We start from the raw sequence: 22,940 nt of genomic DNA, 5'->3' as shown, positions 1-22,940 counted from the left end.
AAATCTTCAGGAGTTACTAAGTGAACTGGATCACAAACTACGTTCGGCCGAAGATCAACTCGATGCTGGGCCGCCGGGAAGTTCCGGAAAATCTCTGGATCAAGTGCCCGGAAACCGGCGAGATGGTGTTCCACCGCGATCTCGAGGAAAACAAGTGGGTCATCCCGCAGTCCGGCTTCCACATGAAGATGCCGGCCAAGGCGCGGTTGAAGGACCTGTTCGACGGCGGCATCTTTGAAGCGTTTCCGCAGCCGAAGGTCGCTCAGGACCCGCTGAAGTTCCGCGATTCCAAGAAATACGTCGATCGTCTGCGCGACAGCCGCGCCAAGACTGAACTCGAAGACACGATCGTCGCCGGTCTCGGCCGCGTCCAGGGCGTCAAGCTCGTCGCCGTCGTGCACGAGTTCAACTTCATTGGCGGCTCGCTCGGCATGGCTGCCGGCGAGGCGATCATCAAGGCCTTCGAACGGGCGATCGCCGAGAAGTGCCCGCTGGTCATCTTCCCGGCTTCGGGTGGCGCCCGCATGCAGGAAGGCATCCTGTCGCTGATGCAGCTGCCGCGCACCACGGTTGCCGTCAACATGCTGAAGGAAGCGGGCCTCCCTTATATCGTCGTGCTCACCAACCCGACCACCGGCGGCGTCACCGCATCCTACGCGATGCTCGGCGACATCCACATGGCCGAGCCCGGCGCGGAAATCGGCTTTGCCGGGAAGCGCGTGATCGAGCAGACGCTGCGCGAGAAACTGCCGGAAGGTTTCCAGACGTCGGAATACCTGCTGGAGCACGGCATGGTCGACATGGTCGTCAAGCGCCATGATCTGCCGTCGACGCTCGCCCGGGTCCTGAAAATCCTGATGAAGAAGCCGGCGGAAGCCTCGAAGCTCAATGGCGGCACGCAGCCGGCCGCCTTGCCGGTCGCTGCCAGCGCTTGAATATGCGCTGGGCTGGTCGAACTGCGTAGAACAAAATAATGCATCTCCGCGATTTCTTGTGTGTGGGGATGCTGCAACTCAAGGCGTTACAGCGATCGGTAGACGGCCTATAAGGCGCGCGCTGTAGCAGCCGAGCGTGTCGGGGCGGGGTTAAGTTATGGCAGCGGTGGAAGCCAGCGAAGCGGGCTACGAGATCGAAAAACTTCTCGCCCTTCACCCCAAGGGCTTCGACCTGTCGCTGGACAGGATCACCCGGCTTCTCGCCGCTCTCGGCAATCCCCAGGATCGTCTTCCGCCGGTGATCCATGTCGCCGGTACCAACGGCAAGGGCTCGGCGACCGCGTTTTCGCGGGCGATCCTCGAAGCAGCCGGCCTCAGCGTTCACGTCCACACGTCGCCGCATCTCGTCAACTGGCACGAGCGCTATCGCCTGGGCGTCAAGGGTGGCAAGGGCAGGCTCGTCAGCGATCCCGTTCTCGCCGATGCCGTGCGTCGCGTCGCCGAAGCCAATGGCGGCGAGAAGATCACCGTCTTCGAAATCCTGACCGCGGTCACCTTCCTGCTCTTTGCCGAGCACCCGGCCGACGTGGCGATCATCGAGGTTGGTCTCGGCGGCCGCTTCGACGCGACTAACGTTATTGCCCGGCCGGCCGTCTCGGTCGTCATGCCGATCTCGCTCGACCATCAGGCCTATCTCGGTGATCGGGTGGAGCTGATAGCCGCCGAAAAGGCCGGCATCATGAAGCGTGGCTGCCCCGTGGTAATCGGCCAGCAGGAGGAAGAGGCCGCCCGTGACGTGCTCGTCTCGACGGCGGAACGCCTCGGTTGCCCGATGTTTGTCTATGGCCAGGATTTCATGGCGCATGAGGAGTTCGGTCGCCTCGTCTATCAGGACGAAGGCGGGCTCGCCGATCTGCCGCTGCCGAAGCTGCCGGGGCGCCACCAGTATGCCAATGCCGCGGCCGCCATCCGCGCGGTGCGGGCCGCCGGTTTCGATGTTTCCGAAGCGGCGATCGAGAGGGGCCTCGCGGGCGTCGAATGGCCCGGACGCCTGCAGCGCTTGACCAGCGGTAAGCTCACGCATTACGGGCCCAATGGCGCGGAGATCTGGGTCGACGGCGGCCACAATCCCGGCGCCGGTCAGGTGATCGCCGAGGCAATGGCGACCTTCGAGGAGCGCGAATCGCGCCCCCTGTTCCTGATCATCGGCATGATCAACACGAAGGAGCCGATCGGCTACTTCCGCGCCTTCCTCGATCTCGCCGAACAGGTCTTCACCGTTCCGATCCGCGGTTCCGATGCTGGGCTTGATCCTGTGGCGCTTGCCAGTGATGCCGCATCGGTCGGCTTCGAGGCTTCGGCGGTCTCGTCCGTTGCCGAGGCGCTGACGGTCATCGCCAATCTGGTCGACGAAGATCCGGCGCCGCCGCGCATCCTAATTGGTGGCTCGCTCTATCTGGTGGGCGATGTGCTTGCCGACAACGGCACGCCGCCGAAGTGATCGGCAGCTGGGACCGTCATCCCGCTCTCAGATTTAAGACAAGAAAAAAGCCCGGCATGCCGGGCTTTCAACGTTTTCAGCAGTGAACTTGCTTTAAGCGACCGCCGTGGAGATCCACGAGGACAGGGCCGTCTTCGGGGCGGCGCCAACCTTGATGTCAGCCACTTCGCCGGCCTTGAACATGGCGAGCGTCGGGATCGAGCGAACGCCGTACTGGGCGGCCAGTTCCGGGTTTTCGTCGATGTTGAGCTTGGCAACCTTGACCTTGCCGGCGAGTTCGTTCGAGATTTCCTCGAGGCTCGGGGCGATCATCTTGCACGGGCCGCACCATTCAGCCCAGAAATCGACAACCACCGGCTCGGCGGAGTTCAGCACTTCCTGCTGAAAATTGGACGTATCGACCTTTACAGTAGCCATAGGCTGCTCCTTGCGTTCGGAATGGCAGTATCCAGATGTTGTGTCTCATGTGAGAAGGCACCGCTGGATTTTCAATATCGGGTATCTCACTTTGTCGCGAGGTCTTCAAGGCTCCTGTCGAGTGCCTGGTCGGGAACGACGTGGATTGCCGGCCCCTCGGTGAAGATCAGCACACATCGAAACGCGTGTGCCGGATAAAGCGGCTGCAGGAGCGCGCGGTAGATCGCAAGCTGCGCCGTGTAGGCGAAGGGAATGTCGTTAGGAGATGCCGGCACCTGCCTGTTGGTCTTGAAGTCCGCAATCGTGACGACGCCGTCGCGAACGGCCAGCCGGTCGATCCGGCCTGAAACCGCGTGCTCGCGCTTGCCGAGCGTCAGCGTACCCATGACCGAAACCTCGGCCCGGCTGCTCACCGAGAAAACTGCGCCGAGGTCCGGATGGTCGAGCACGGCTTCGATGCTGGCGATCAGTGCGGCGCGTTGTTCTGAGGGCCAACTGGGCACGGATCGCTCGAGATAGCGTTCGGCCGCGGCCCGGCGATCGTCTCCCGCCATCGAGGGCAGAACCTGCAGCAGGCGGTGCAGGATGGCGCCGCGCAGCATCGAGAGGTTTGCCGGGGCCTTTTCTGAGAAAAGAGCCGAGCCGACGAGCGCATCGCCATCGTCCTCGTCAACCGCGATGCCGACGCCGGAAGGACTGAGCGGCCGCGGCAGCCGCTTTTGCGGCGGCAGCGGCGTCGAAAGCGCCTTTGGCAGGGCGGTGGCGGGACGGCCAGAATCGGCCGGGCGCGCATCGCCGGAGGGCAGATCGCGTTCGAGCTGCTTCTCGCGCCAGGCATGGCCGGACCATTCCTCGCCGCCGGCGTGAAAACTGGTCGGGTGGCCGCGGCCGCTCTCGTCTCCGGCAAGGCTCGCCTGAACCATAGCGTGCCATGTATCGGCAACGGCCCGCTGGCCGCGATAACCGCAGACGATCAGGCGGTCGGCGGCGCGGGTCATGCCGACATAGAGCAGGCGACGATATTCTTCCTCAGCCAGCGTCTTCAGCCGCTCGCCGTCGGCGGTGATGAGCGAGTTCGATTCCGCGCCCGGCGCGCGCCACACCGGAAGCGGCAGGACGGTGCCGTCTGTCTGGGCAAGCTCCAGGAAGCGAAGAGAGGGCACATGCTGGTTGCTGAACGCCGCCCCGCCGCCATCGGCGAGGAAGACGACTGGCGCTTCCAGGCCCTTGGCCGCGTGCACGGTCATGATCCGAACTTCATCGCGTTCCTTGTCCTGCTCGCGCTTGACCGTCGGCGCTTCCATTTCCAGCGTCGAGACGAAGGCCTGCAGGCCGGGCAGGCCGCTTCTTTCCTGGTCGAGCGCGAAGGTCAGGAACTCGTCGAGAATGTCGCTGACCTCGGTGCCGAGGCGCGCGAGAAAGGCGGCGCGGCCGCCATGCACGCCGAGGACGCGGGCATAGAAGTCATGCGGCGCCAGCTGGCTTGCGAGCACCATGTAGGATTTCAGCGTTCGCGCCGTCTGGTGAAACAGGATGCCGTCATCGGCTTCATGCTGCAGCCTCTCCCAGAGGCTTTCGCCTTCGCCGCGCCGCGCCGCGAGTTCGAACAGCGCGTCCTCGCCGAGGTTGAACAGCGGGCTTTTCATCAGCGCGGCCAGCGACAGGTCGTCCTGCGGCAACAGCACGAACCGCCCGAGGGCGAGCAGGTCCTGGACGGCAATATGCTTGGTGAGCACCAACCGGTCGGCGCCGGCGACCGGAATGTTGTTGCGGCGCTTGAGTGCTCTCGTCAGAGCATTGACGAAGGCGTCGCGCTTGCGGACCAGTACGATCACGTCGCCCGGGCGCATCGGTACCGGCGAACGCCCTTCTCGACGATCGTCTCCTTGCCGATCCAGCTTTCCAGCGTGGCTGCGATCCGGCGGGCGAGGATATTGACCGGCGCACTCTCCGGCGTTGCGTCGAAGGCGGCGGTCCATTCCTCGTCTGTATCCACCGGTTCGGCGGCAATCACGTCCCAGATGTCGACGGCGCCGGGATGGCCGATGCGGTTCGAAGCATGCACCACGGGCTCGTTGCGGGCGCTGAGGCCCCGCGCATGCGCCGGATTGGCAAAGACGGCGTCAACGGCCGAAAGCACGTCGACGGTCGAGCGGAAGGAGAGCTGCAGGCGGATGGGCTCGAAAGCCTTGCCGCCGTCGCGCACCCGCCGTTCGGTCTCCTGGCTCTCGCGCGAAAACCGCTCCGGACGGGCGCCCTGGAAGGAGTAGATCGACTGTTTCTCGTCACCGACAGCAAACATCGTGCGGGCAGTACCGCGTGCGCTCTCGCCCGAGAAGAAGTCGGAAGCGAGCGCCTGGATGATCGTCCATTGGGCCGGGCTGGTGTCCTGCGCCTCGTCGACGAGGATATGATCGATACCTTGGTCGAGCTTGTAGTGTACCCAGGCGCTGACGTCGCCGCGGGCAAAGAGCGCCGCCGTGCGGTTGATCAGGTCCTCGAAATCGAGCTGGCTGCGGCGTCGCTTCAGTTCCTCGTAGTCGGCATTCAGCCGCTCGGCGAGCGTCAGCGCCGCCAGCGTCGCCTCGAACATCCGGAGGATGCTGATGTGATCGATGCAGGCGACGACATGGCGATAGGCCTCGTCCACGAGGTCAATGAGATCGGGGGCAGCCTGCTGCATCGCCTTGTTGAGGAAGGCGGATTGCGCCCGCGGCTTGCCCGTGCCGGTGAAGAACAGATGCCTGAGCCCGTCATAGCGCGCGCTGAGATCCGTCATCTTCGAAACGGTCCTCAGCCCCTCCGCAAAGTCGAGCACCTTCGTGCCGCCGACGCTGGTGGCGAGCGAGAAGTACCGTTCGAGCGCCGCGCCGTTCAAGCCCGCCAAGGGCCAGATCGTCGCCATGGCGCCGTCGACGCTTTCCTCCGGCGAAAGCTTCAGCGCCCGGCGCAGCTCGGCCTCGGTGCCGCCGAGCCCGTCGGCATGTTCGAGGAAGACCTGGATCGCGGTTCGGTTTTCGACGATTGCGGCCAGCAGCTTTTCCAGGCCGGTATCGTCGGCGATGTCGAGCACGGTGGCAAAGGCGTGGGCAAGAGCCGGATCGTCCTTGGCCGCGGTCGCGGTCAGCAGCAGTCGGCGCGCATCGGCAAGCAGAACCGCAGCCGCGCGATCATCGAGAACCGAGAAATGGCCGGCGACATTGGCCTCCAGCGGAAACTGGTGCAGCAGCGCCTCGCAAAAGGCATGGATCGTCTGGATCTTCAGGCCGCCCGGGGTCTCCAGCGCGCGGGCGAACAGGCGCCGCGCCTCCTGCAGCTTCAAGCGCCCGGGCCGCTCGCCCTCAATCGCCTCGATCCGCTTTTCGAGCGTCGCGTCGTCGAGCGTTACCCATTCGGCCAGCCGTTCGAAGACGCGATTCGACATTTCGGAGGCCGCCGCCTTGGTATAGGTGAGGCAGAGGATCGCCGAGGGGCGGCAGCCGGCAAGCAGCAGCCGAATCACCCGCTGGGTCAGCACGTGGGTCTTGCCGGAGCCGGCATTGGCCGACACCCAGGCGGAGCGGTCCGGGTCCGAAGCCAGCGACTGCCGGCGCGAGGTCCAGTCGAGCCAGCTTTGAGGCGTCGCCTGTTCGGGGCCGAGGTTGTCATCCCTCATCGCCATCCTCCTCTTCGCTGTCGGCCGTCGACCATTCGGCTACGCGTGCCAGATGGTCGTATTCGCCGCCATAATCGCGCTCTTTCTGAACAATCACGCGCGAGGCAAAGCCATGCTTGCCCGAGAGAAGCGCGCTTAGCAGCTTCCTGAGTTCGGCAAGCGACTCGTCCGCAAGCTGATCGGCCGACTTCGTCTCCTTCGACTTGCTGCCTTCGTTGTTGACCGCTTCCGGTTTGAAGCGCGCGCCCGGTTTGAGCCGGACATAGAGCAGCGACTGTGGGTGGCTGGGCGGCACGTCCTTAAAGGCGCCGGCCTTGAGGGCCGCGGCTTCCAGCGCGAGCTGCGGGTCGAGCAGGACGCGCGCTTCCTTGGTCGATGGGCTGGAGCCGGTCTTGTAGTCGACGATCTCGACGCTCCCGTCGGTCAGCGTATCGAGCCGGTCGGCAATGCCGGTCAGCCGCATGTCGGCGACGCCGAGCTCCATCGATGCCGCCACTTCGGTGCGCGACCGGCGGATGAAGCGGGCGCGGTCCCGTTCCCATTTGATGAAGGCCAAGCCGACGGCGGCAAAGCGCGGCCGCCAGATCGTGTCGATATGGGTGGGCAGTCGCGCCTCGTCGAAAGCCTCGTTCAGCAGCCGGTGCATGACCTCTTCCGCCGCCGGCAACATCAGATCGACGCCGGCGCGTACGAAACGCTCGACGATCTGGTGGTAAAGCGTGCCGCGCTCGGCCGGGCCGGGGTCGCTGTTGAACGGCAGCAGCGGATCCAGCCGAAGGATGCGTCGCGCATAGATCGCGTAGGGGTCGCGCCGTAGCCGCGACACTTCGCTGAAAGAGTACTTGCGCGGCTGCAGGTCCGCCGGTGGCTTGGGGGCGGGGCGCTCGGCCAGCGGCTGGCGGCCGCCGTCGTCAAGCATGCGGGCCCAGGCGAGATAGTCGGCGCCATTGGCGTGCAGCGCTCGCGTCAGCCGTTCGCCGCCGAGCGCCAGCAGCCGCTGCAGCCAGCGCGAGGCGACGGTGGGTGCTGCGCCCTGGCGCATCGAGCGGGTGAAGATCAGCCGCCTTGTGCCGCAGGCCATCTGGAAGTCGTGCGCAAGCTGGCCGATGCGTCGTTCAGGCGGCTCAAGACCGATCCCCGTCTTCATGGTGCGCGACAGGAACGGATCGTTGGCCGTCTGGCCCGGCCAATTGCCTTCGTTCAGGCCGCCGAGAACCACCAGGTCCATGCTCTGCAGGCGCGATTCCAGCGCGCCGAAGATGAACACCCGCGGATGGCGCATGGAGCGAGGCTTGACCGCGGCGCTGGCCGACAGGGCTTCGACGACATCGCACCATTGCGGCCCGTTCGCGGTCATCTGGCCGTCGGTTTCGATGATGCCGCGAAGGAGAGTTGCGAGCGTATCGGCGGCCTCTCCGGACCAAAGCCCACCGAGGTCGCCACGCTCGTCGGCTGAGGCTGCTTCCAGGGCCTCGCCGGTGCGCATCGCCCAGTCGGCAAAGGTAAATTCGTCCGAGAACACGCGGCTGCCGTCCCGGCTGCGCGTCAGCGCGGAGGCGAGCGGTGCCACCGCGAGACCGATCTTCGCCGCCACGTCGCGGGCCGCCTCAAGCGCGTCATCCCCGATGCCGATGCGCCATTCCGGTGGATGGCGATCGGTCTTGTGCCGGACGATCGCCGCGTCGAGCACGGATCCGAGGGCCAGCAGATCGACCGTCGCGGTGCTGCCACGCAGTGCCATGCGTTCCAGCGCGTCGGCCCCTTCGCGCATCCTGTCGCGGGAAAGCCCGAAGCGCGCCAGCGGATGCTTGAGCAGCGCGACGAACGGCACGGGATCGCCGGGGCGCAGGCATGCTTCTAGCAGCAGCCGTAGCAGGCTGCCCTGCGGCGTCGCGATGAGAGGCGTACCGGCGGAATCGTCGGCCTCGATGCCGAAGCGGGCAAGCTCGGCGCCGACCCGCCGTGCGAGATTGCGGTCCGGCGTGATCAGCGCTGCCTGGCTCTCGTCGCTGCCTTCGAGCGCGAGCCGCAAGGCGACCGCGATCGCGGCCGCTTCCTCGCGTTCGTTGGCGGTTTCGATGAGGGCTGCATCCTGGAAGGCTTGCTGCAGCAACGCCGGATCCAGCTCGCTGCGCATGGCGGTCCATGCATTGGTCGCCTTGGCCGGCAGAAGAGCGTGCGACAGGATCTCGGCACGGACGTCGAGGTCGACCTCGGCGACAGCCAGGGCGGTCACGTCGGGCCGCAGAACGCCCATGCGTTTCAAAAGCCTGTAAAAGCCGTATTGCGGGTGGCTGCGGCTTGCCGGGTCCGGCCTGCCGTCAAGGGCGGCGTCGGCGACGATCATGTCCCATTCGGCCTCGCTCATCGTCTGGTCGAGGCCAGGCAGCACGATCGTACCGTTGGGCAGCTTCTGCACGGCGGCAATCAGCGCGGCCGTTGCGGGAATGGAGCCGGTCGAACCGGCAATGATGATCGGGCCCTCGATCTTGCCGGCGGCGATGCGCTGCGTCTCGGCCTGCAGGATCGCGTTGCGGTGGCGCGCGGGCGAGGATTGTTTCAGTTCCTCCAGCCGTTCCGGCCAGTAGCTGCGGGCAATCTTCAGGAATTCGAGCGTCAGCTGCCACCAGAGGGCGTGCTCGCCGGCATCGAGCTTGTCGAGCTTGTCCCAGTCGAGCTCTTCCGTCTCCATCGCGTCGATGAGGTCGGCAAGATTGCGCGCGAGCCAGATCGCATCGGCAGGGCTTGCCGGCGCAATCAGCGGGCTCTCCGCATGGATGTCGAGCACCACCTTCGGCAGCCGGTTGCGCCAGGCGAGGATAAGCCGGCCAAGCTCGATCAGGCGTGCGGTCCCGGGCAGGGGCGGGGCGAGATCGAGGATCGCCGGCACCTCGGCATCGAAGAAGCCGCTGTCGTCATCGGTCTCGCCGAGCGCCTTGATCGTGGGCAGGATGGTGGAGCGGCCGCCGAGCAGGTCGACGAACTCGGACCGGAGCACACGGGCCGAGCGCCGCGTTGGCACGAAGATCGTCACGCCGGCAAGCGGCAGGGGATCGGCCGGGTCGTAGCGGAAGTCCGGCGTCAGGCTACCGTCGCAAAGCTTTTCGGCGAGCGTCTTCAGGAAGGGGAGGCCGGGCGGGATCGTGAAGACGTTGGACCGGCGGCCACGCACGCTCATCCCTCCGGCTGGAGGCGGCGGATCGCCGCCTCCGCTTCGCCGATCGCCTCGGGCGTTCCGACCGTCATCCAGTGACCGTCGAGCAGCAGGCCGTAAAGACGGCCTTCTTCGGCGGCGCGATCGAAGTAGATGTTGAGATTGAAGGCGTCGTCGGGCGCGTCGGCAAAAAGCCGGGAGTGAAGCGCGATCGCGCCGGCATAGACCACCGGGTTCGGCAGGCCTTCGGCGTAGCGCGTGAGCTTGCCGTCGTCACCCAGCGAGAAATCCCGCTTGCCGTTGTGGCCGGTCGTATCCTCGTCGCGCACGCAAAGGAGCAGCATGTCCATGCGCTCCGCGTCGAAGGCGGCGGCCAGGCGCGTCAGGTTGCTGGGCTTGCCCTTGGGCTCGCCGACCCAGAAGAGATCGGCATTCATCACCAGAACCGGCCCCTCCGGCAGCAGTTTCAGCCCCTTGGCGAGACCGCCGCCGGAATTCATCAGCGCCTCGCGCTCGTCCGAAATCACGATCTCCGGGGCGCTGCGTTGGCTGAGATGGCCTTCCATCAGGTCGGCGAAATGATGCACGTTGACCGCGGCCGTGCTGACGCCGGCCTCCACCAGGAGGTCCAGCACGTAGTCGATCATCGGCTTGCCGGCGATCTCGACGAGCGGCTTTGGCATGGTGTTGGTGATCGGACGAAGACGGGTGCCGAGGCCCGCGGCGAGCACCATCGCATTGCTGATCGACATTGATTCTCTGTCAGTTCGCTGATTCGGAAACGAGGATTCCGGTCTTCATACACCAGTCGTGCAAGGGTTTCAGCGATTCATGTGAAAGCGCCGCCTGAAGATAGGCGAAAGTGCGCGGCATGTGCTTCATGTAGCCGGACTTGCCGTCGCGCTGCATCAGCCGCACCCAGATGCCGACGAGCTTGCAGTTGCGCTGCGCTGACATCAGGTGCCAGTCGCGAAGGAACATAGCCTCGTCGAAGCTACCACCCGCGCGCCGTTCGGCGAGATAGGCGTCCATCATCCGGCTTGCGAGCGAAGGCGGGATGGTGACGCGGGCATCTTGAACCAAGGACGCGACGTCATAGGCAGTCGGACCGATCATTGCGTCCTGGAAATCGATGAGGCCGATCCGGTTCAGACCTTCGCGTTCCCCGCGCCAGATGATGTTCGGCGAGTGAAAATCGCGCAGCAGCAGGTTCGTTTCGGATGTCTGCAGGAGGTCGATCAGGCCGTCCCAGATCTCTCCATATTCGCGCTTCTCGTCGTCGCTTGCCGGCGCGCCGCGTTTCCAGGGCAGATACCAGTCGGTCAAAAGCCGCGTCTCGATCTTCATCGCCGTCCGGTCGAAATCCGGAATGCGGTGGATCACAGTCGGCTCGACCTTGATCTCGGCCTCGGCCGGTTCCGCGTGCAGGCGAGCAAGCAGCCGCGCGCTCTCGATGTAGCGTTCGTCGATCGGCTCTCCGTCCGCATCGAGAACGCCGTCCGAGCCCAGATCTTCGATCAAGAGGACGCCCTGGTCGATGTCGCGGGCGTAGATTTCAGGTGCCGCGAAGCCGCGGGCAATGAGCATCTGGTCGACGGCGACGAAGGGAACGACATCTTCGGCGATATGCGCCAGCTGCTGATAGTACTTTCCGTCCTGAAGGATCGGGCCCGGCTTGTGCCGCGGCGAATCCATCAGAATCCGGCTAACGGAGCCGTCCGCCGGGTAAATGCGCTCATAGGCCCGGATCGAGGCGTCGCCGCTCAGGTGCCGCCGCCGCGCCTTGGAATGTCCGTTCGTATCGAGAAACTCGCGGATCGAAAGCGTTCGGGCGATGCGCTGCAGCGTGTCATCAGGCGCCGAAATCCCGACGCGTCGCCCGTCCTTCTCGTGGGTGATCGCAAGCGTGATGCGACGTGAGGGGAGGGCGTCGTCCGCCCGTTCCGGCCATTCGACCAGGCAGATGCCCTGCGACAGGGCTTCATCGAAGCCCAGTTCGTCGAGTTCGCTGGAATCGGCCAGCCGGTAAAGGTCGAAATGCGCGACGGGTATGCGCAAGTCGTAGCTCTGGACCAGCGTGAAGGTCGGGCTCGGCACTTCCAGGCCGTCGTCATCGGCGACGGCTCTCAGAAAGGCGCGCGCCAGTGTGGATTTGCCGGCGCCGAGATCGCCCGAAAGAGCGACGCAGTCGCCAGGCTTCAGGGCGAGCGCCAGGTCCTCACCAAGCTCGATCGTTGCCGCCTCGTTTGCAAGATGGCGCTCGATCGCCGGCATCATTCGGCCGCGACGGTGGACGGCACGTCGGCCGAAGGGATGCGGCAGGTCACTTCCGTGCCTTCGCCTTCCTTGCTGCGGATCGAGACCGTGCCGTGATGCAGGCTGACGAAGCTCTCGACGATCGAAAGCCCGAGGCCGGCGCCGCCGCGCTGACCGTGGCTTTCAAAGCGGTTGAAGACCGTGTCGAGCACGTCCTGCGGAATGCCGGGGCCGCTGTCGGAGACCGAGAAGATGAAGTCGCTGCCCTCGCGGCGGCACGCCAGTTCGATGACGCTGCCATCGGGGGCGAAGTTCGCGGCATTGGTGAGCAGCTTGACGAAGATCTGCTTCAGGCGCTGCTGATCGGCGACCATCCGGCCGAGATTATCAGGTGCGGCGATCCGGAGCGTCACTCCGCTTTCGGTCAGACGGTCGGCCATCTGATACGCGATGTCGTCGAGGAAATCGGTGAGGCTGATGTCGGCAAGGTCGAGCTGGACGATGCCGGCGTCGACGGTCGCAAGATCGAGGATGTCGTTGACGATCGTCAGAAGCAGCGACGACGACGTGGCGATATGGTCGACATACTCTGCCTGGCGCTCGTTGAGGTCGCCGAACGCAGGCGTCTTCAAGAGATCGGCGAAACCGATGATGTTGGTGAGCGGCGAGCGCAGCTCGTAGGAGACGTGGTGGACGAAGTCGTTCTTCAACGCATCGGCCTTGCGCAGCGCCTCATTCTTTTCGGTGAGCGCGCGCTCGACCCGGACGCTGTCGGTAATGTTGACGAAGGTCAGCATCGTCTGGGCGTTCGGCAGCGGGATGACCGCGTAGTCGAGAATCAGCCCGGTCCTGAGTTCGAGAATGCCGCGGCTGGAGGGCCGCTCGTCGTCGAAGCTGGTGATGATGTGGGTGAAACGCTTCCAGCCGTCGGGCTGGTCGTAGGAGATCAGGCAGGCCTGCTCGATCGCCTTGATATGCGTACCGGGTTTGGCTTCAGCCTCGCTGATGCCCCAGATCGCGCGAAACGCCGGGTTCGACAGGCGGATGCGGCCGTCCGGGCCGAACACCGCTACGCCTTCGGCCAGGTGATCGATGGTTTCGCCCTGGACCTGGACGAGGGTGTTGTAGCGCGTTTCGAGGTCGACCTTCTCGGTCAGGTTCTCGAACACCCAGGTAACGCCGCCCTGCGGGCGGGCGGTGGCAAAGACGCGCAATGTCTGTCCGTTCGGCAGGTGCCAAAGGTCGCTCTGTGTATCGAGCGCCTGGTAGACCGATAGTGCGTTCGCCTTCCACTGTTTCCAGTTGAGCTGTTCCGGCAGCTGGCCGCCGGCGCGCAGCCGATCGAGCACTTCGCCATTGTCCGGCTTGCGCTCCAGGAAGCCGATATCGAGGTTCCACAGGCGCTGGAAGGCCTGGTTGTAGAACTGCAGACGCTGGTTGCCGTCGAAGATCGCGACGGGCGTCGCCAGATGGTCGAGCGTTTCCGCATGGCTCTTGAGCGTGCGGTTGAGCTCTTCGCGCACGGCCTCGATCCCCGAAATATCGACTGCGATACCGGCCGAACCGGCGGCGCTGCGGGCGTCGACAACGTCGAAGAAGGTGCGGTTGCCGCGCACGACGGTCGAGACCTTGTCGTGGAAAGGCGTATCGAACGTCGAGACCGACCGGATCTTTTCACGCGCAACGGTCGCAAGCAACTCGCGCTTTTCCGCGACGGCGGTGGCGACATCGGGTGCCTCGACGGCGTCGGCATAGGCTTCGTTGACCCAGACGAGCGCGCCGTCGGTGCCGCGCTGCCAGACGGGCAGGTCGATTGCGTCGAGGAGTGTATGGAAGGAGCGAAGAGCGATATTGAGCCGGTCGTGTTCGAGCTTCAGTTCGGCGAGCTCCGCCCGCATGTTGTTGAGCGCGATGAAGCGCACAAAGGCGCGGCCGCCGGAAACGCGTCCCTGGGCTTCCAGCACTTCATTGCGCTGCGTTTCGATGACGAGATCGAAGCTGCGCGCCTGGGTGCGAAGCGCCTCGATCGATTTTTCGAGCTCGCCTGCAGACTGCGCCTTGACCCAGCGGCCGAAGGCCAGGAAGTCGCGGTCGTCGGAAGGCGCGCCGGTTTCCGCCGGCAGCTGGCCGAGCAGTTCGGCGCGTTCGAGAAGCCCGTCCCAGATGACGATCCGGCGGTTCTTGTCGGCGACCAGCGCTTGGTAGCGCGAGAGGCGCTGGTTGGCGTCGGAAAGGTCGGACCTAAGCTCGCGGTTTTCCGCCTCGATGTTGCCGCGCTGGCGGATCAGCCAGATCGCCGAGATCATCGCAGCGGAAATGACGCCGATCAGCACGGAAAAGGTGACGACCTCCGACGAGCCGAAGATGCCGGCCTTTTGCGGGACAACCTGGGCGAGAGCATCCGTGGCGGTGAAAAGGGCGGTGCCGGCCAAAAGGCGGCGCAGGAATTTCGGACCCTTGCGGCGGATGGCCGGAAAATCTGTGTGGTCTTTGTTCATGGCGCTGCCATCCCCGTCTGTCCGAAGGGTGCTGCCGGCCTTGCTGCGCCTTGCACAGTTCCACCGGGGCCCTGTTCAAGGGTCCGCGTCAGTTCCGATTGCATCCCCGGTCTGTCTCCGTCTGTTTGCCGCTAATTCGACAAGACATCCCATCCGCGATGCCCAAGGTCCGCACCGGCATCACGAATCAATGGGTTAGAGCATACTTCCTAGTCGAATCGTCGGGAAGGGAGAGGCCCAAAAAAGCGGCCGCGCTCTCTTGTCAAGAACGCGGCCACAAGATGTTGTGGATTGCCCGGGTAAGGATTAGTACCGGTAGTGCTCAGCCTTGAACGGACCCTGCGTCTTCACGCCGATGTAGTCGGCCTGCTCTTCGGAAAGTTCCGAAAGCTTGGCGCCGAGCTTCTTGAGGTGCAGCCGAGCGACCTTCTCGTCGAGCGCCTTGGGCAGGACGTAGACTTCGTTCTTGTACTTCTCACCCTTGGTGAAGAGCTCGATCTGGGCCAGGACCTGGTTGGAGAACGAGGCCGACATCACGAAGGACGGGTGACCGGTGGCGTTGCCGAGGTTGAGCAGGCGACCTTCCGAAAGCAGGATCATGCGATTGCCCTTCGGGAACTCGATCATGTCGACCTGCGGCTTGATGTTCGTCCACTTCAGGTTACGCAGAGCCGAGACCTGGATCTCGTTGTCGAAGTGGCCGATGTTGCCGACGATCGCCATGTCCTTCATCTCGCGCATGTGGTCCATGCGGATGACGTCCTTGTTGCCGGTCGTCGTGATGAAGATGTCGGCCGAGGAGACGACGTCTTCGAGCTGGACGACTTCGAAGCCGTCCATGGCGGCCTGGAGCGCGCAGATCGGGTCGATTTCAGTGACCTTGACGCGGGCGCCGGCGCCGGAAAGCGAGGCGGCCGAACCCTTGCCGACGTCGCCGTAACCGCAGACGACGGCGACCTTGCCGGCCATCATCACGTCGGTGCCGCGGCGGATGCCGTCGACCAGCGATTCCTTGCAGCCGTACTTGTTGTCGAACTTCGACTTGGTGACGCTGTCGTTGACGTTGATCGCCGGGAAGGGCAGCAGGCCCTTGGCCTGGAGCTGGTAGAGGCGGTTGACGCCGGTGGTGGTTTCCTCGGTCACGCCCTTGATGGCGTCGCGCTGCTTGGTGAACCAGCCCGGCGAAGCGGCAAGCCGCTTCTTGATCTGCGCGACGAGGATTTCTTCTTCCTCGGAGCCCGGGTTGGAGAGCACGTCCTCGCCGGCTTCGGCGCGGGCGCCGAGCAGGATGTACATGGTGGCGTCGCCACCATCGTCGAGGATCATGTTCGAGACGCCACCGTCGGCCCACTGGAAGATCTTGTCCGTGTAGGTCCAGTATTCTTCGAGCGTCTCACCCTTGACGGCGAAGACCGGAACGCCGCTGGCGGCGATCGCGGCTGCGGCGTGGTCCTGGGTCGAGAAGATGTTGCACGAAGCCCAGCGTACGTCGGCGCCGAGCGCGACCAGCGTCTCGATGAGGACGGCGGTCTGGATGGTCATGTGCAGAGAGCCGGTGATGCGCGCGCCCTTCAGCGGCTTCGAAGCGCCGAACTCTTCGCGGCAGGCCATCAGGCCCGGCATTTCCGTTTCGGCGATCGCAATTTCCTTGCGCCCGAAATCGGCAAGTCCGATGTCGGCGACGATGTAGTCCTGAGTGGTGGTCATGGAGTTCTCCGGGCTGATCTCTTCAAGCCGCGCGGCCTTGGCCATCTCCGCGGCGCGATTATGCCTCCCACGCCTATACGACGCGGTGAGAGTGCGACCGATCTATCAGGATTCAGGGTGGAGAGCAACCTCGATATAAAGAAGTCTTTATATCTTTATATTGCCGTCAGATTTCTTCGCCGAACTTGTCGGCGACCAGAGCGTCGAGCGCGTTCAGGGCTTGTTCGGCCTGCGCGCCGCTGGCGGTCACGCAAACGCTGCAGCCGGTGCTGGCGGCCAGCATCATCAGCCCCATGATCGAGGTTCCGCCAACGGTCATGCCGTCCTTCGAAACGGTGATCTCGGCGTCATAGGCCTCGACCGTCTGCACGAACTTTGCTGACGCCCGCGCATGCAGGCCCCGCTTGTTGATGATCAGCAGTTCGCGCGTCAGCGACATGTCGGGGCGGTGATCCATTACTTTCCACTCAGGACGCGGCTGGCGACGTTGATGTATTTCCGCCCGGCCTCGGAGGCCTCGACAAGTGCCTTGTCCATGTCGCTCTCGCCGCGCACGCCCGCAAGCTTGATCAGCATCGGCAGGTTGACGCCGGCGATCACTTCGACGGTGCCGCTGCGCATCACCGAGATGGCGAGGTTGGAGGGGGTCCCGCCGAACATGTCGGTGAGAATGATGACGCCGTTGCCTTCGTCGACATTGGTGACCGCGTCGAGGATATCCTGCCGACGCTGGTCCATGTCGTCCTCGGGGCCGATGCAGACGGTCTCTATAGCTTTTTGCGGACCGACAACATGCTCAAGCGCATGTCGAAATTCCTCAGCCAGCTTGCCATGGGTGACAAGCACAAGTCCGATCATGGGTATCTTCGCTCCAACTGCACACGCAATTCACTGATGGCCAGATATCGCAATGCAGCAATTTCGTCCACCTGTTGGGGAGGGCATCTTGGCAAGGAAAAGGGGAAGTGCAAGCCAAAAATGCCGAAATTCCGGTCGCGCTGACGGTAAATCGGGCTAGAAACCTATTTTTTCAGCGATGAGCGCCTGCAAAATATTGAGAACCTGGGCGCCCTCTTCAACGGGAACGCGAACAATCGGCAATACGCGCCCGAGTGGCAGGGGCAATGTCTCGTCTTCGGGCGGTAGCCGCGGGTCGAATGGGGCGGCGACGGGCAGAATGGCCCAGTCCATCACGGCGGCAGGCACGGTTTCGATCGTGCCGATGCCGGCGCCGCGGATTTCGATGAGGCCGTGAATGGAGGGCGGGCAGCGCGCCACGATCCGGTCGTGTTCGAGCGCAAGATTCACCCGGTCGTCGGCGACGAGCGCCGCGAAATGTCCGGTCTGCCGGGCGGCCGTGATGCAGGCGAGCGCCAGTCTGGATTTGCCGCTGCCGGACGGGCCGGTAAGCAGGAAGCCGCGCGTCCCGAGCACGATTGCGGTGCCGTGGACATTGGCGCGGGCCGTTGTCACGCGTGCGGCTCGGCGGGCAGGGACAGGACGAAGCGCGCGCCGGTGATATGGCCATCCGGTCCGGCGATGTTCTCGGCCTTGAGCGTGCCGCCATGGGCTTCAGCGATCTGCCTGGAGATCGACAGCCCGAGGCCGGAGTTCTGTCCAAAATCCTCGCCTTCCGGCCGGTCGGTATAGAAGCGCTCGAAAATGCGGTCGATGTCTTCTGCCTGGATGCCCGGGCCGTTGTCCTCGACATAGACGAGGCAGCGCGAGCGCGAGCGGGTGAGGCGCACGACGATCCGCCCGCCGTCCTCGGGAACGAAGGAACGGGCGTTTTCGATCAGGTTGGTGATGATCTGGCCGATGCGCAGGTCGTAGCCGCTGACGGCAAAGCGCGCCTTGGGGCTGTCCTTGCGGTCGATGACGAAATCGAGCAGCACCGCCTTCTTCTTGCTTCGGACCTGGCGCGAGATATCGACGAGGTCGCCGAGGAGTTTTTCGAGATCGATCGTCTTGGCGTCGCTGCGGGCAAGTTCCGCGTCGAGACGCGAGGCGTCCGAGATATCGCTGATCAGGCGATCGAGGCGGCGGACGTCATGCTGGATGACGTCCATCAGCCGCTTCTTCGATTCGTCGGTCCGCGCCAAAGGCAGCGTCTCGACGGCGCTACGCAGTGAGGTGAGGGGGTTTTTCAGCTCGTGGCTGACGTCGGCGGCAAAGTTTTCGATCGCGGCGATCCGGTCATAGAGCGCAGTCGTCATCTCACGCAGCGCGACCGATAGGTTGCCGATCTCGTCCTGGCGCGAGGAGAAGTCGGGAATTTCCTCGCGCTCCTTGGCGCCGCCGCGGCGCACGCGCACCGCTGCTGCCGCAAGCCTGCGCAGCGGATTGGCGATCGTCGACGACAGAAGCAGCGACAGGATGATGTTGACGAGCGCCGCGACGCCGAAGACGCGGATGATGGCGAGGCGCTCGGCCTGGACGATCTTGTCGATGTCGCCGGCCTGGGTCGAAAGCAGGAGCACGCCGAGAACGGCGCGGAAGCGCTGGACGGGCACCGCCACGGAAACGATAAGCTCGCCCTTCTCGGTAACGCGCTCGACATAGCCGCGCACGCCCGTCAGAGCATTGGTCACCTCAGGGTAGATCGAGCCGTTGCCACCCGGCGGTTCTTTATAGAGCGGCAGATTGCCCGGCTGCAAAAGCTTGTTCAGCCAGCTGTTGAGCTTTTCGCCGATGCCCGTCGCCTCCGGCTCGATCGGCGGCAGGTCGAAGCGCAGCACCTGGCCGCCGCTATAGAGATGGCGCGAATCGAGCAGCAAGTCGGCGTCCGCGTCGAACAGCCGGGCGCGGGTGCGCGTCGGCGAGATCAGCCGGCGCAGAACCGGCGCGACACGCTCCTGGATGATCGGGAAGTCGAGATCCTCGTCGCTCGGCAGCGGCGTGATGCTCTGGCCGGCCTGCAGTTCCAGCAGCTTTTCGGGATCGATGGTGATCGAATTGGTATCGACCGAAGCGGAGGCCGAGATCGCGCCCGCAATGATTTCGCCCTGGGTCAAAAGGCTTTCGACGCGCGCGTCGATCAGCCCCTCGCGGAACTGGTTTAGGTACATGATGCCGCCGACCAGAACGACGAGCGCCACCAGGTTAAAGAAGACGATACGGCGGGTGAGGCTCGAGAAGACGGCATTGCCGAAGAGACGACGAATGAGCGTAAAGGGATGCGCCCAGCGGCGCTGGCCCTTCAGTGCCTGGGCACGCCCGTCAGTGTCTTCAATGTCGCCGTGCAAGACTTCTACCAAATGTCCCGCTCCCGCGCGGACTGTCCTTCATAATCGTTCGATAGCGGCGGCGCTGCCGGCCGGTTGCGCCGCCTTCCATGGTGTTGATCCGAAGACGGCGGAGATCGTGTCGAGCCTCAGATGAGGCCATCACCATCGCGCCGCTTCAAATGCGCCACTCTGGGCTCGATGGCAAGCCCCGAGGCTCAGGCACTCTCCCGGAAACGATAGCCGACACCGTAAAGCGTCTCGATCATGTCGAAGTCGTTGTCGACCATCTTGAACTTCTTGCGCAGCCGCTTGATGTGGCTGTCGATGGTGCGGTCGTCGACATAGACCTGTTCGTCATAGGCCGCGTCCATCAGTGCGTCGCGGCTCTTCACCACGCCCGGGCGCTGCGCCAGCGAATGAAGAATGAGGAATTCCGTCACCGTCAGGGTCACCGGCTCGCTCTTCCAGGTGCAGGTGTGGCGCTCCTGGTCCATCACCAACTGCCCACGCTCGAGCGAGCGCGACGGCGCGTCGGTTGCCTTGACGGCATTGTTCGGATTGGCGGCCGCGGCTTCGCGGTTGGCGGCGCGGCGCAGGATCGCCTTGACGCGTTCGACCAGAAGGCGCTGCGAAAACGGCTTGGTGATGAAGTCGTCGGCGCCCATCTTCAGGCCGAAGAGTTCGTCGATCTCTTCATCCTTGGAGGTGAGGAAGATCACCGGCAGGTCCGACTTCTGCCTCAGGCGGCGCAGTAATTCCATGCCGTCCATACGCGGCATCTTGATGTCGAAGATCGCAAGCTGCGGCGGCCGGGCGAGCAGGCCTTCGAGCGCGGAAGCGCCGTCGGTATAGGTCTCGACTTTGTAGCCTTCTGCCTCCAGGGCGATGGATACGGACGTCAGAATATTCCGGTCATCATCGACAAGCGCGATGGTCTGCATCGTGTTCAACTCCGTCTTTTGAGGTGCCGGTCCCGTCCCCGAAAACTCCGGCATTCGCGAGTCACGGGTGCGTTAGTGAGTATAAAGGTGGAACAAATTGTGGCGAAGCCCAAAAAGCACCTGTCGTGACGATAGGATAGGTCCTGTCAGATCGGTGTTCGGGAGGCCGATTTCAACCGATTAAAAAAACGATAATTTTCTTTAAATCGATTAATATACTGAAATCATTATTCTTTTTTTGACGTCGCCTTGTTTTTGAGCGAGCATGCAAGTAAGGTCCGGCGAAATTCAACGCCAATGGCCAAACACGAAGGAAGCTTGACCATGGAGCAACTCGGCACTCGCAATCTCGCGAACGGCTTGGAAAAACTCGGCTTTATCGACCTGGAAACGGTTCGGTACAACCTCGAAGCCGCAGAGCTTTATGAGGAAGCTCTTCGCCGCGGCGAGGCTGAGCTGACGGCACACGGTGCGCTCGTCGCCCGTACCGGCCAGCACACCGGTCGCTCGCCGAAGGACAAGTTCGTCGTTCGCGATGCGAACACCGACGATCAGATCTGGTGGGACAACAACAAGCCGATGTCTCCGGAGCATTTTGCCCTGCTGCGCAAGGATATGCTTGAGCACGCCAAGGGCATGTCGCTCTACGTGCAGGACCTGGTTGGCGGCGCCGATGCCGACAACGCCCTGCCGACGCGCGTCGTTACCGAGTACGCCTGGCATTCGCTGTTCATCCGCAATCTGCTGATTCGCCCAGCCCGCGAAGCGCTCGGATCCTTCCTGCCGAAGCTGACGATCATCGATCTGCCCAGCTTCAAGGCGGATCCGGAGCGCTACGGCTGCCGCACCGAGACGGTCATCGCCTGCGACTTCACCAACGGCCTGATCCTCATCGGCGGCACGTCCTATGCCGGCGAAATGAAGAAGTCGGTCTTCACCGTTCTCAACTACCTGCTGCCGAAGAAGGGCGTCATGCCGATGCACTGCTCGGCAAACGTGGGCGCGGCCGGCGACACCGCGATCTTCTTCGGCCTCTCCGGCACTGGCAAGACGACGCTTTCGGCCGACCCGACCCGCACGCTGATCGGCGACGACGAGCACGGCTGGGGCGAGCAGGGCGTCTTCAACTTCGAAGGCGGCTGCTACGCCAAGGCGATCCGCCTGTCGGAAGCCGCCGAGCCGGAAATCTACGCCACGACCCGCCGCTTCGGCACCGTCATGGAAAACGTCGTGCTTGACGAGCGCCGCGTTCCGGATTTCGACGACGGTTCGCTGACGGAAAACACCCGTTGCGCCTATCCGCTCGACTTCATCCCGAATGCCAGCGCCACCGGCACCGCACCGCAGCCGCGCACCATCATCATGCTGACCGCCGATGCCTTCGGCGTGATGCCGCCGATTGCCAAGCTGACGCCGGAACAGGCGATGTACCACTTCCTTTCCGGCTACACCGCCAAGGTCGCCGGCACGGAAAAGGGCGTTACCGAGCCGGAAGCCACCTTCTCGACCTGCTTCGGCGCACCGTTCATGCCGCGTCACCCGTCGGAATACGGCAACCTGCTGAAGGACCTGATCGCCAAGAACGGCGTCACCTGCTGGCTGGTGAACACGGGCTGGACCGGCGGCGCCTACGGCACCGGCAGCCGCATGCCGATCAAGGTGACGCGCGCTCTGCTCGCGGCCGCGCTTGACGGTTCGCTGAACGCTGCGGAACTGCGCACCGATGCCAACTTCGGCTTTGCCGTTCCGGTCTCGGTCCCGGGCGTCGACGACGGCATCCTCGACCCACGCTCGACCTGGGCCGATGGTGCAGCCTATGACGCACAGGCCCGCCGCCTGGTCGACATGTTCATCACGAACTTCGCCAAGTTCGAGAGCCATGTGGACGGCAGCGTTCGCGACGCGGCTCCCGGTACGAAGATCGCCGCCGAATAAACATTGTCGGCTATGATTCACGTGAAACCCGGTCCTTGTGGCCGGGTTTTTCGCTTTCGCGCCCGCTCTGTGTCCCTTTAAATCCTCTTCGATCTAAGGCGAGCCAAAGTGCTACGGCGACCTTTGCGCCTCTGATGAGACGCGCGGCGCCGCAGTGTTTTCAACGGGTTCGCTCTGTGCCATAGATCGGGCCGAGGTGAACCATGGCCAGCGACCCGCTCTACATAAACGACAATATCGTCCTTGCCGGCTGGGAGCTGACGGAGCAATTCGTGCTGGCCGGTGGCCCGGGCGGGCAGAACGTCAACAAGGTGTCGACCGCCGTTCAGCTGTTCTTCAACGTCCAGGCGTCTCCGGCGCTTTCCGATCGCATCAAGGCCAACGCCCTGAAGATCGCCGGCAAGCGCGCCTCGAAAGAGGGCGTGCTGATGATCGAGGCGAGCCGCTTTCGCAGCCAGGAGCGCAACCGCGAGGATGCGCGCGAGCGGCTGAAGGAGTTGATCCTGAAGGCTGCCGAACCCCCGCCGCCGCCGCGCAAGAAGACCAAGCCGACGCGCGGCTCCGTCGAGCGGCGTCTCAAGGAGAAGTCGGGTCGCGGGGAGATCAAGAAGCTCAGGGGCCGGCCTGGAGGCGATTGATTCTTTTTGCGGCTCCCTTGCCTTTTGGCGGGCAGCGCCCTCTCTTATCGAGCAGTGTTTTCGCAAAAGGAGATAT

The 22,940-nt window shown here is 64.0% G+C and carries 15 protein-coding genes and 1 pseudogene; 4 read left to right on the top strand and 12 right to left on the bottom strand.

The features are described 5' to 3' along the window. The first annotated feature begins 20 nt into the window (after positions 1-20). The gene (accD, locus tag OVA00_RS19300) at positions 21-935 is read left to right on the top strand and encodes an acetyl-CoA carboxylase, carboxyltransferase subunit beta (protein WP_034801670.1); all 915 of its coding nucleotides are present in this window, start codon (positions 21-23) and stop codon (positions 933-935) included. 157 nt (positions 936-1,092) lie between these two features. Beyond that, positions 1,093-2,436, top strand: coding sequence for a bifunctional folylpolyglutamate synthase/dihydrofolate synthase (locus OVA00_RS19295; RefSeq protein WP_034801672.1), 1,344 nt, complete (start codon positions 1,093-1,095; stop codon positions 2,434-2,436). Positions 2,437-2,529: 93 nt separating this feature from the next. On the opposite strand, the gene trxA is transcribed toward OVA00_RS19295, so the two are convergent. The 12 genes and pseudogenes from trxA to chvI form a co-directional block, all read right to left on the bottom strand. Continuing rightward, positions 2,530-2,853, bottom strand: coding sequence for a thioredoxin (trxA, locus tag OVA00_RS19290; RefSeq protein ID WP_034801674.1), 324 nt, complete (start codon positions 2,851-2,853; stop codon positions 2,530-2,532). Between the two features lie 86 nt (positions 2,854-2,939). Continuing rightward, a pseudogene (gene addA, locus OVA00_RS19285) lies at positions 2,940-6,508 on the bottom strand (double-strand break repair helicase AddA). Then, positions 6,498-9,686, bottom strand: coding sequence for a double-strand break repair protein AddB (gene addB, locus OVA00_RS19280; protein WP_442780531.1), 3,189 nt, complete (start codon positions 9,684-9,686; stop codon positions 6,498-6,500). The pseudogene addA and the gene addB overlap by 11 nt, the downstream one beginning before the upstream one ends. After that, complete coding sequence (locus OVA00_RS19275) at positions 9,683-10,414, bottom strand: nucleotidyltransferase family protein (RefSeq protein ID WP_034801678.1); 732 nt, start codon at positions 10,412-10,414, stop codon at positions 9,683-9,685. The genes addB and OVA00_RS19275 overlap by 4 nt, the downstream gene beginning before the upstream one ends. Positions 10,415-10,424: 10 nt before the next feature. Beyond that, on the bottom strand, positions 10,425-11,936 hold the full coding sequence (gene tsaE, locus OVA00_RS19270) for a tRNA (adenosine(37)-N6)-threonylcarbamoyltransferase complex ATPase subunit type 1 TsaE (protein WP_082572943.1): 1,512 nt from the start codon (positions 11,934-11,936) through the stop codon (positions 10,425-10,427). Then, positions 11,936-14,416, bottom strand: coding sequence for a sensor histidine kinase (locus OVA00_RS19265; RefSeq protein ID WP_051659589.1), 2,481 nt, complete (start codon positions 14,414-14,416; stop codon positions 11,936-11,938). Before OVA00_RS19265 ends, tsaE begins: the two co-directional genes overlap by 1 nt. A 306-nt stretch (positions 14,417-14,722) precedes the next feature. Then, positions 14,723-16,123: an adenosylhomocysteinase gene (gene ahcY / locus OVA00_RS19260; RefSeq protein ID WP_034801698.1), complete on the bottom strand. Its 1,401-nt coding sequence runs from the start codon at positions 16,121-16,123 to the stop codon at positions 14,723-14,725. 166 nt (positions 16,124-16,289) lie between these two features. Further along, positions 16,290-16,580 carry an HPr family phosphocarrier protein gene (locus tag OVA00_RS19255; RefSeq protein ID WP_034801682.1) on the bottom strand — a complete coding sequence of 97 codons (291 nt, stop codon included), beginning with the start codon at positions 16,578-16,580 and terminating at the stop codon, positions 16,290-16,292. Continuing rightward, on the bottom strand, positions 16,580-16,981 hold the full coding sequence (locus OVA00_RS19250) for a PTS sugar transporter subunit IIA (RefSeq protein ID WP_034801684.1): 402 nt from the start codon (positions 16,979-16,981) through the stop codon (positions 16,580-16,582). Before OVA00_RS19250 ends, OVA00_RS19255 begins: the two co-directional genes overlap by 1 nt. A 156-nt stretch (positions 16,982-17,137) precedes the next feature. Continuing rightward, positions 17,138-17,596: an HPr kinase/phosphorylase gene (locus OVA00_RS19245; RefSeq protein ID WP_060521544.1), complete on the bottom strand. Its 459-nt coding sequence runs from the start codon at positions 17,594-17,596 to the stop codon at positions 17,138-17,140. Further along, on the bottom strand, positions 17,593-19,326 hold the full coding sequence (locus OVA00_RS19240; protein WP_218685636.1) for a sensor histidine kinase: 1,734 nt from the start codon (positions 19,324-19,326) through the stop codon (positions 17,593-17,595). The genes OVA00_RS19245 and OVA00_RS19240 overlap by 4 nt, the downstream gene beginning before the upstream one ends. A 239-nt stretch (positions 19,327-19,565) precedes the next feature. Further along, positions 19,566-20,291: a two-component system response regulator ChvI gene (chvI, locus tag OVA00_RS19235; RefSeq protein WP_060521546.1), complete on the bottom strand. Its 726-nt coding sequence runs from the start codon at positions 20,289-20,291 to the stop codon at positions 19,566-19,568. A 324-nt stretch (positions 20,292-20,615) separates the two neighbouring features. Between chvI and OVA00_RS19230 the strand changes: the two genes are divergently transcribed. Together OVA00_RS19230 and arfB are read left to right on the top strand one after the other, a co-directional pair. Further along, a complete protein-coding gene (locus OVA00_RS19230) occupies positions 20,616-22,226 on the top strand; it encodes a phosphoenolpyruvate carboxykinase (RefSeq protein WP_060608919.1) in 1,611 nt (536 codons plus the stop codon). Between the two features lie 203 nt (positions 22,227-22,429). Next, positions 22,430-22,864 (top strand): alternative ribosome rescue aminoacyl-tRNA hydrolase ArfB, encoded by a 435-nt coding sequence (gene arfB / locus OVA00_RS19225; RefSeq protein ID WP_034801693.1) that lies wholly within the window; start codon positions 22,430-22,432, stop codon positions 22,862-22,864. Positions 22,865-22,940 lie beyond the last annotated feature (76 nt).

Origin of the sequence: Ensifer sp. SL37 (genome assembly GCF_026672675.1) — a bacterium.
Taxonomy (GTDB): domain Bacteria; phylum Pseudomonadota; class Alphaproteobacteria; order Rhizobiales; family Rhizobiaceae; genus Ensifer; species Ensifer adhaerens.
Note: the sequence above shows the minus strand (reverse complement) of the source record. Positions and strands in the feature narration are given on the sequence as shown.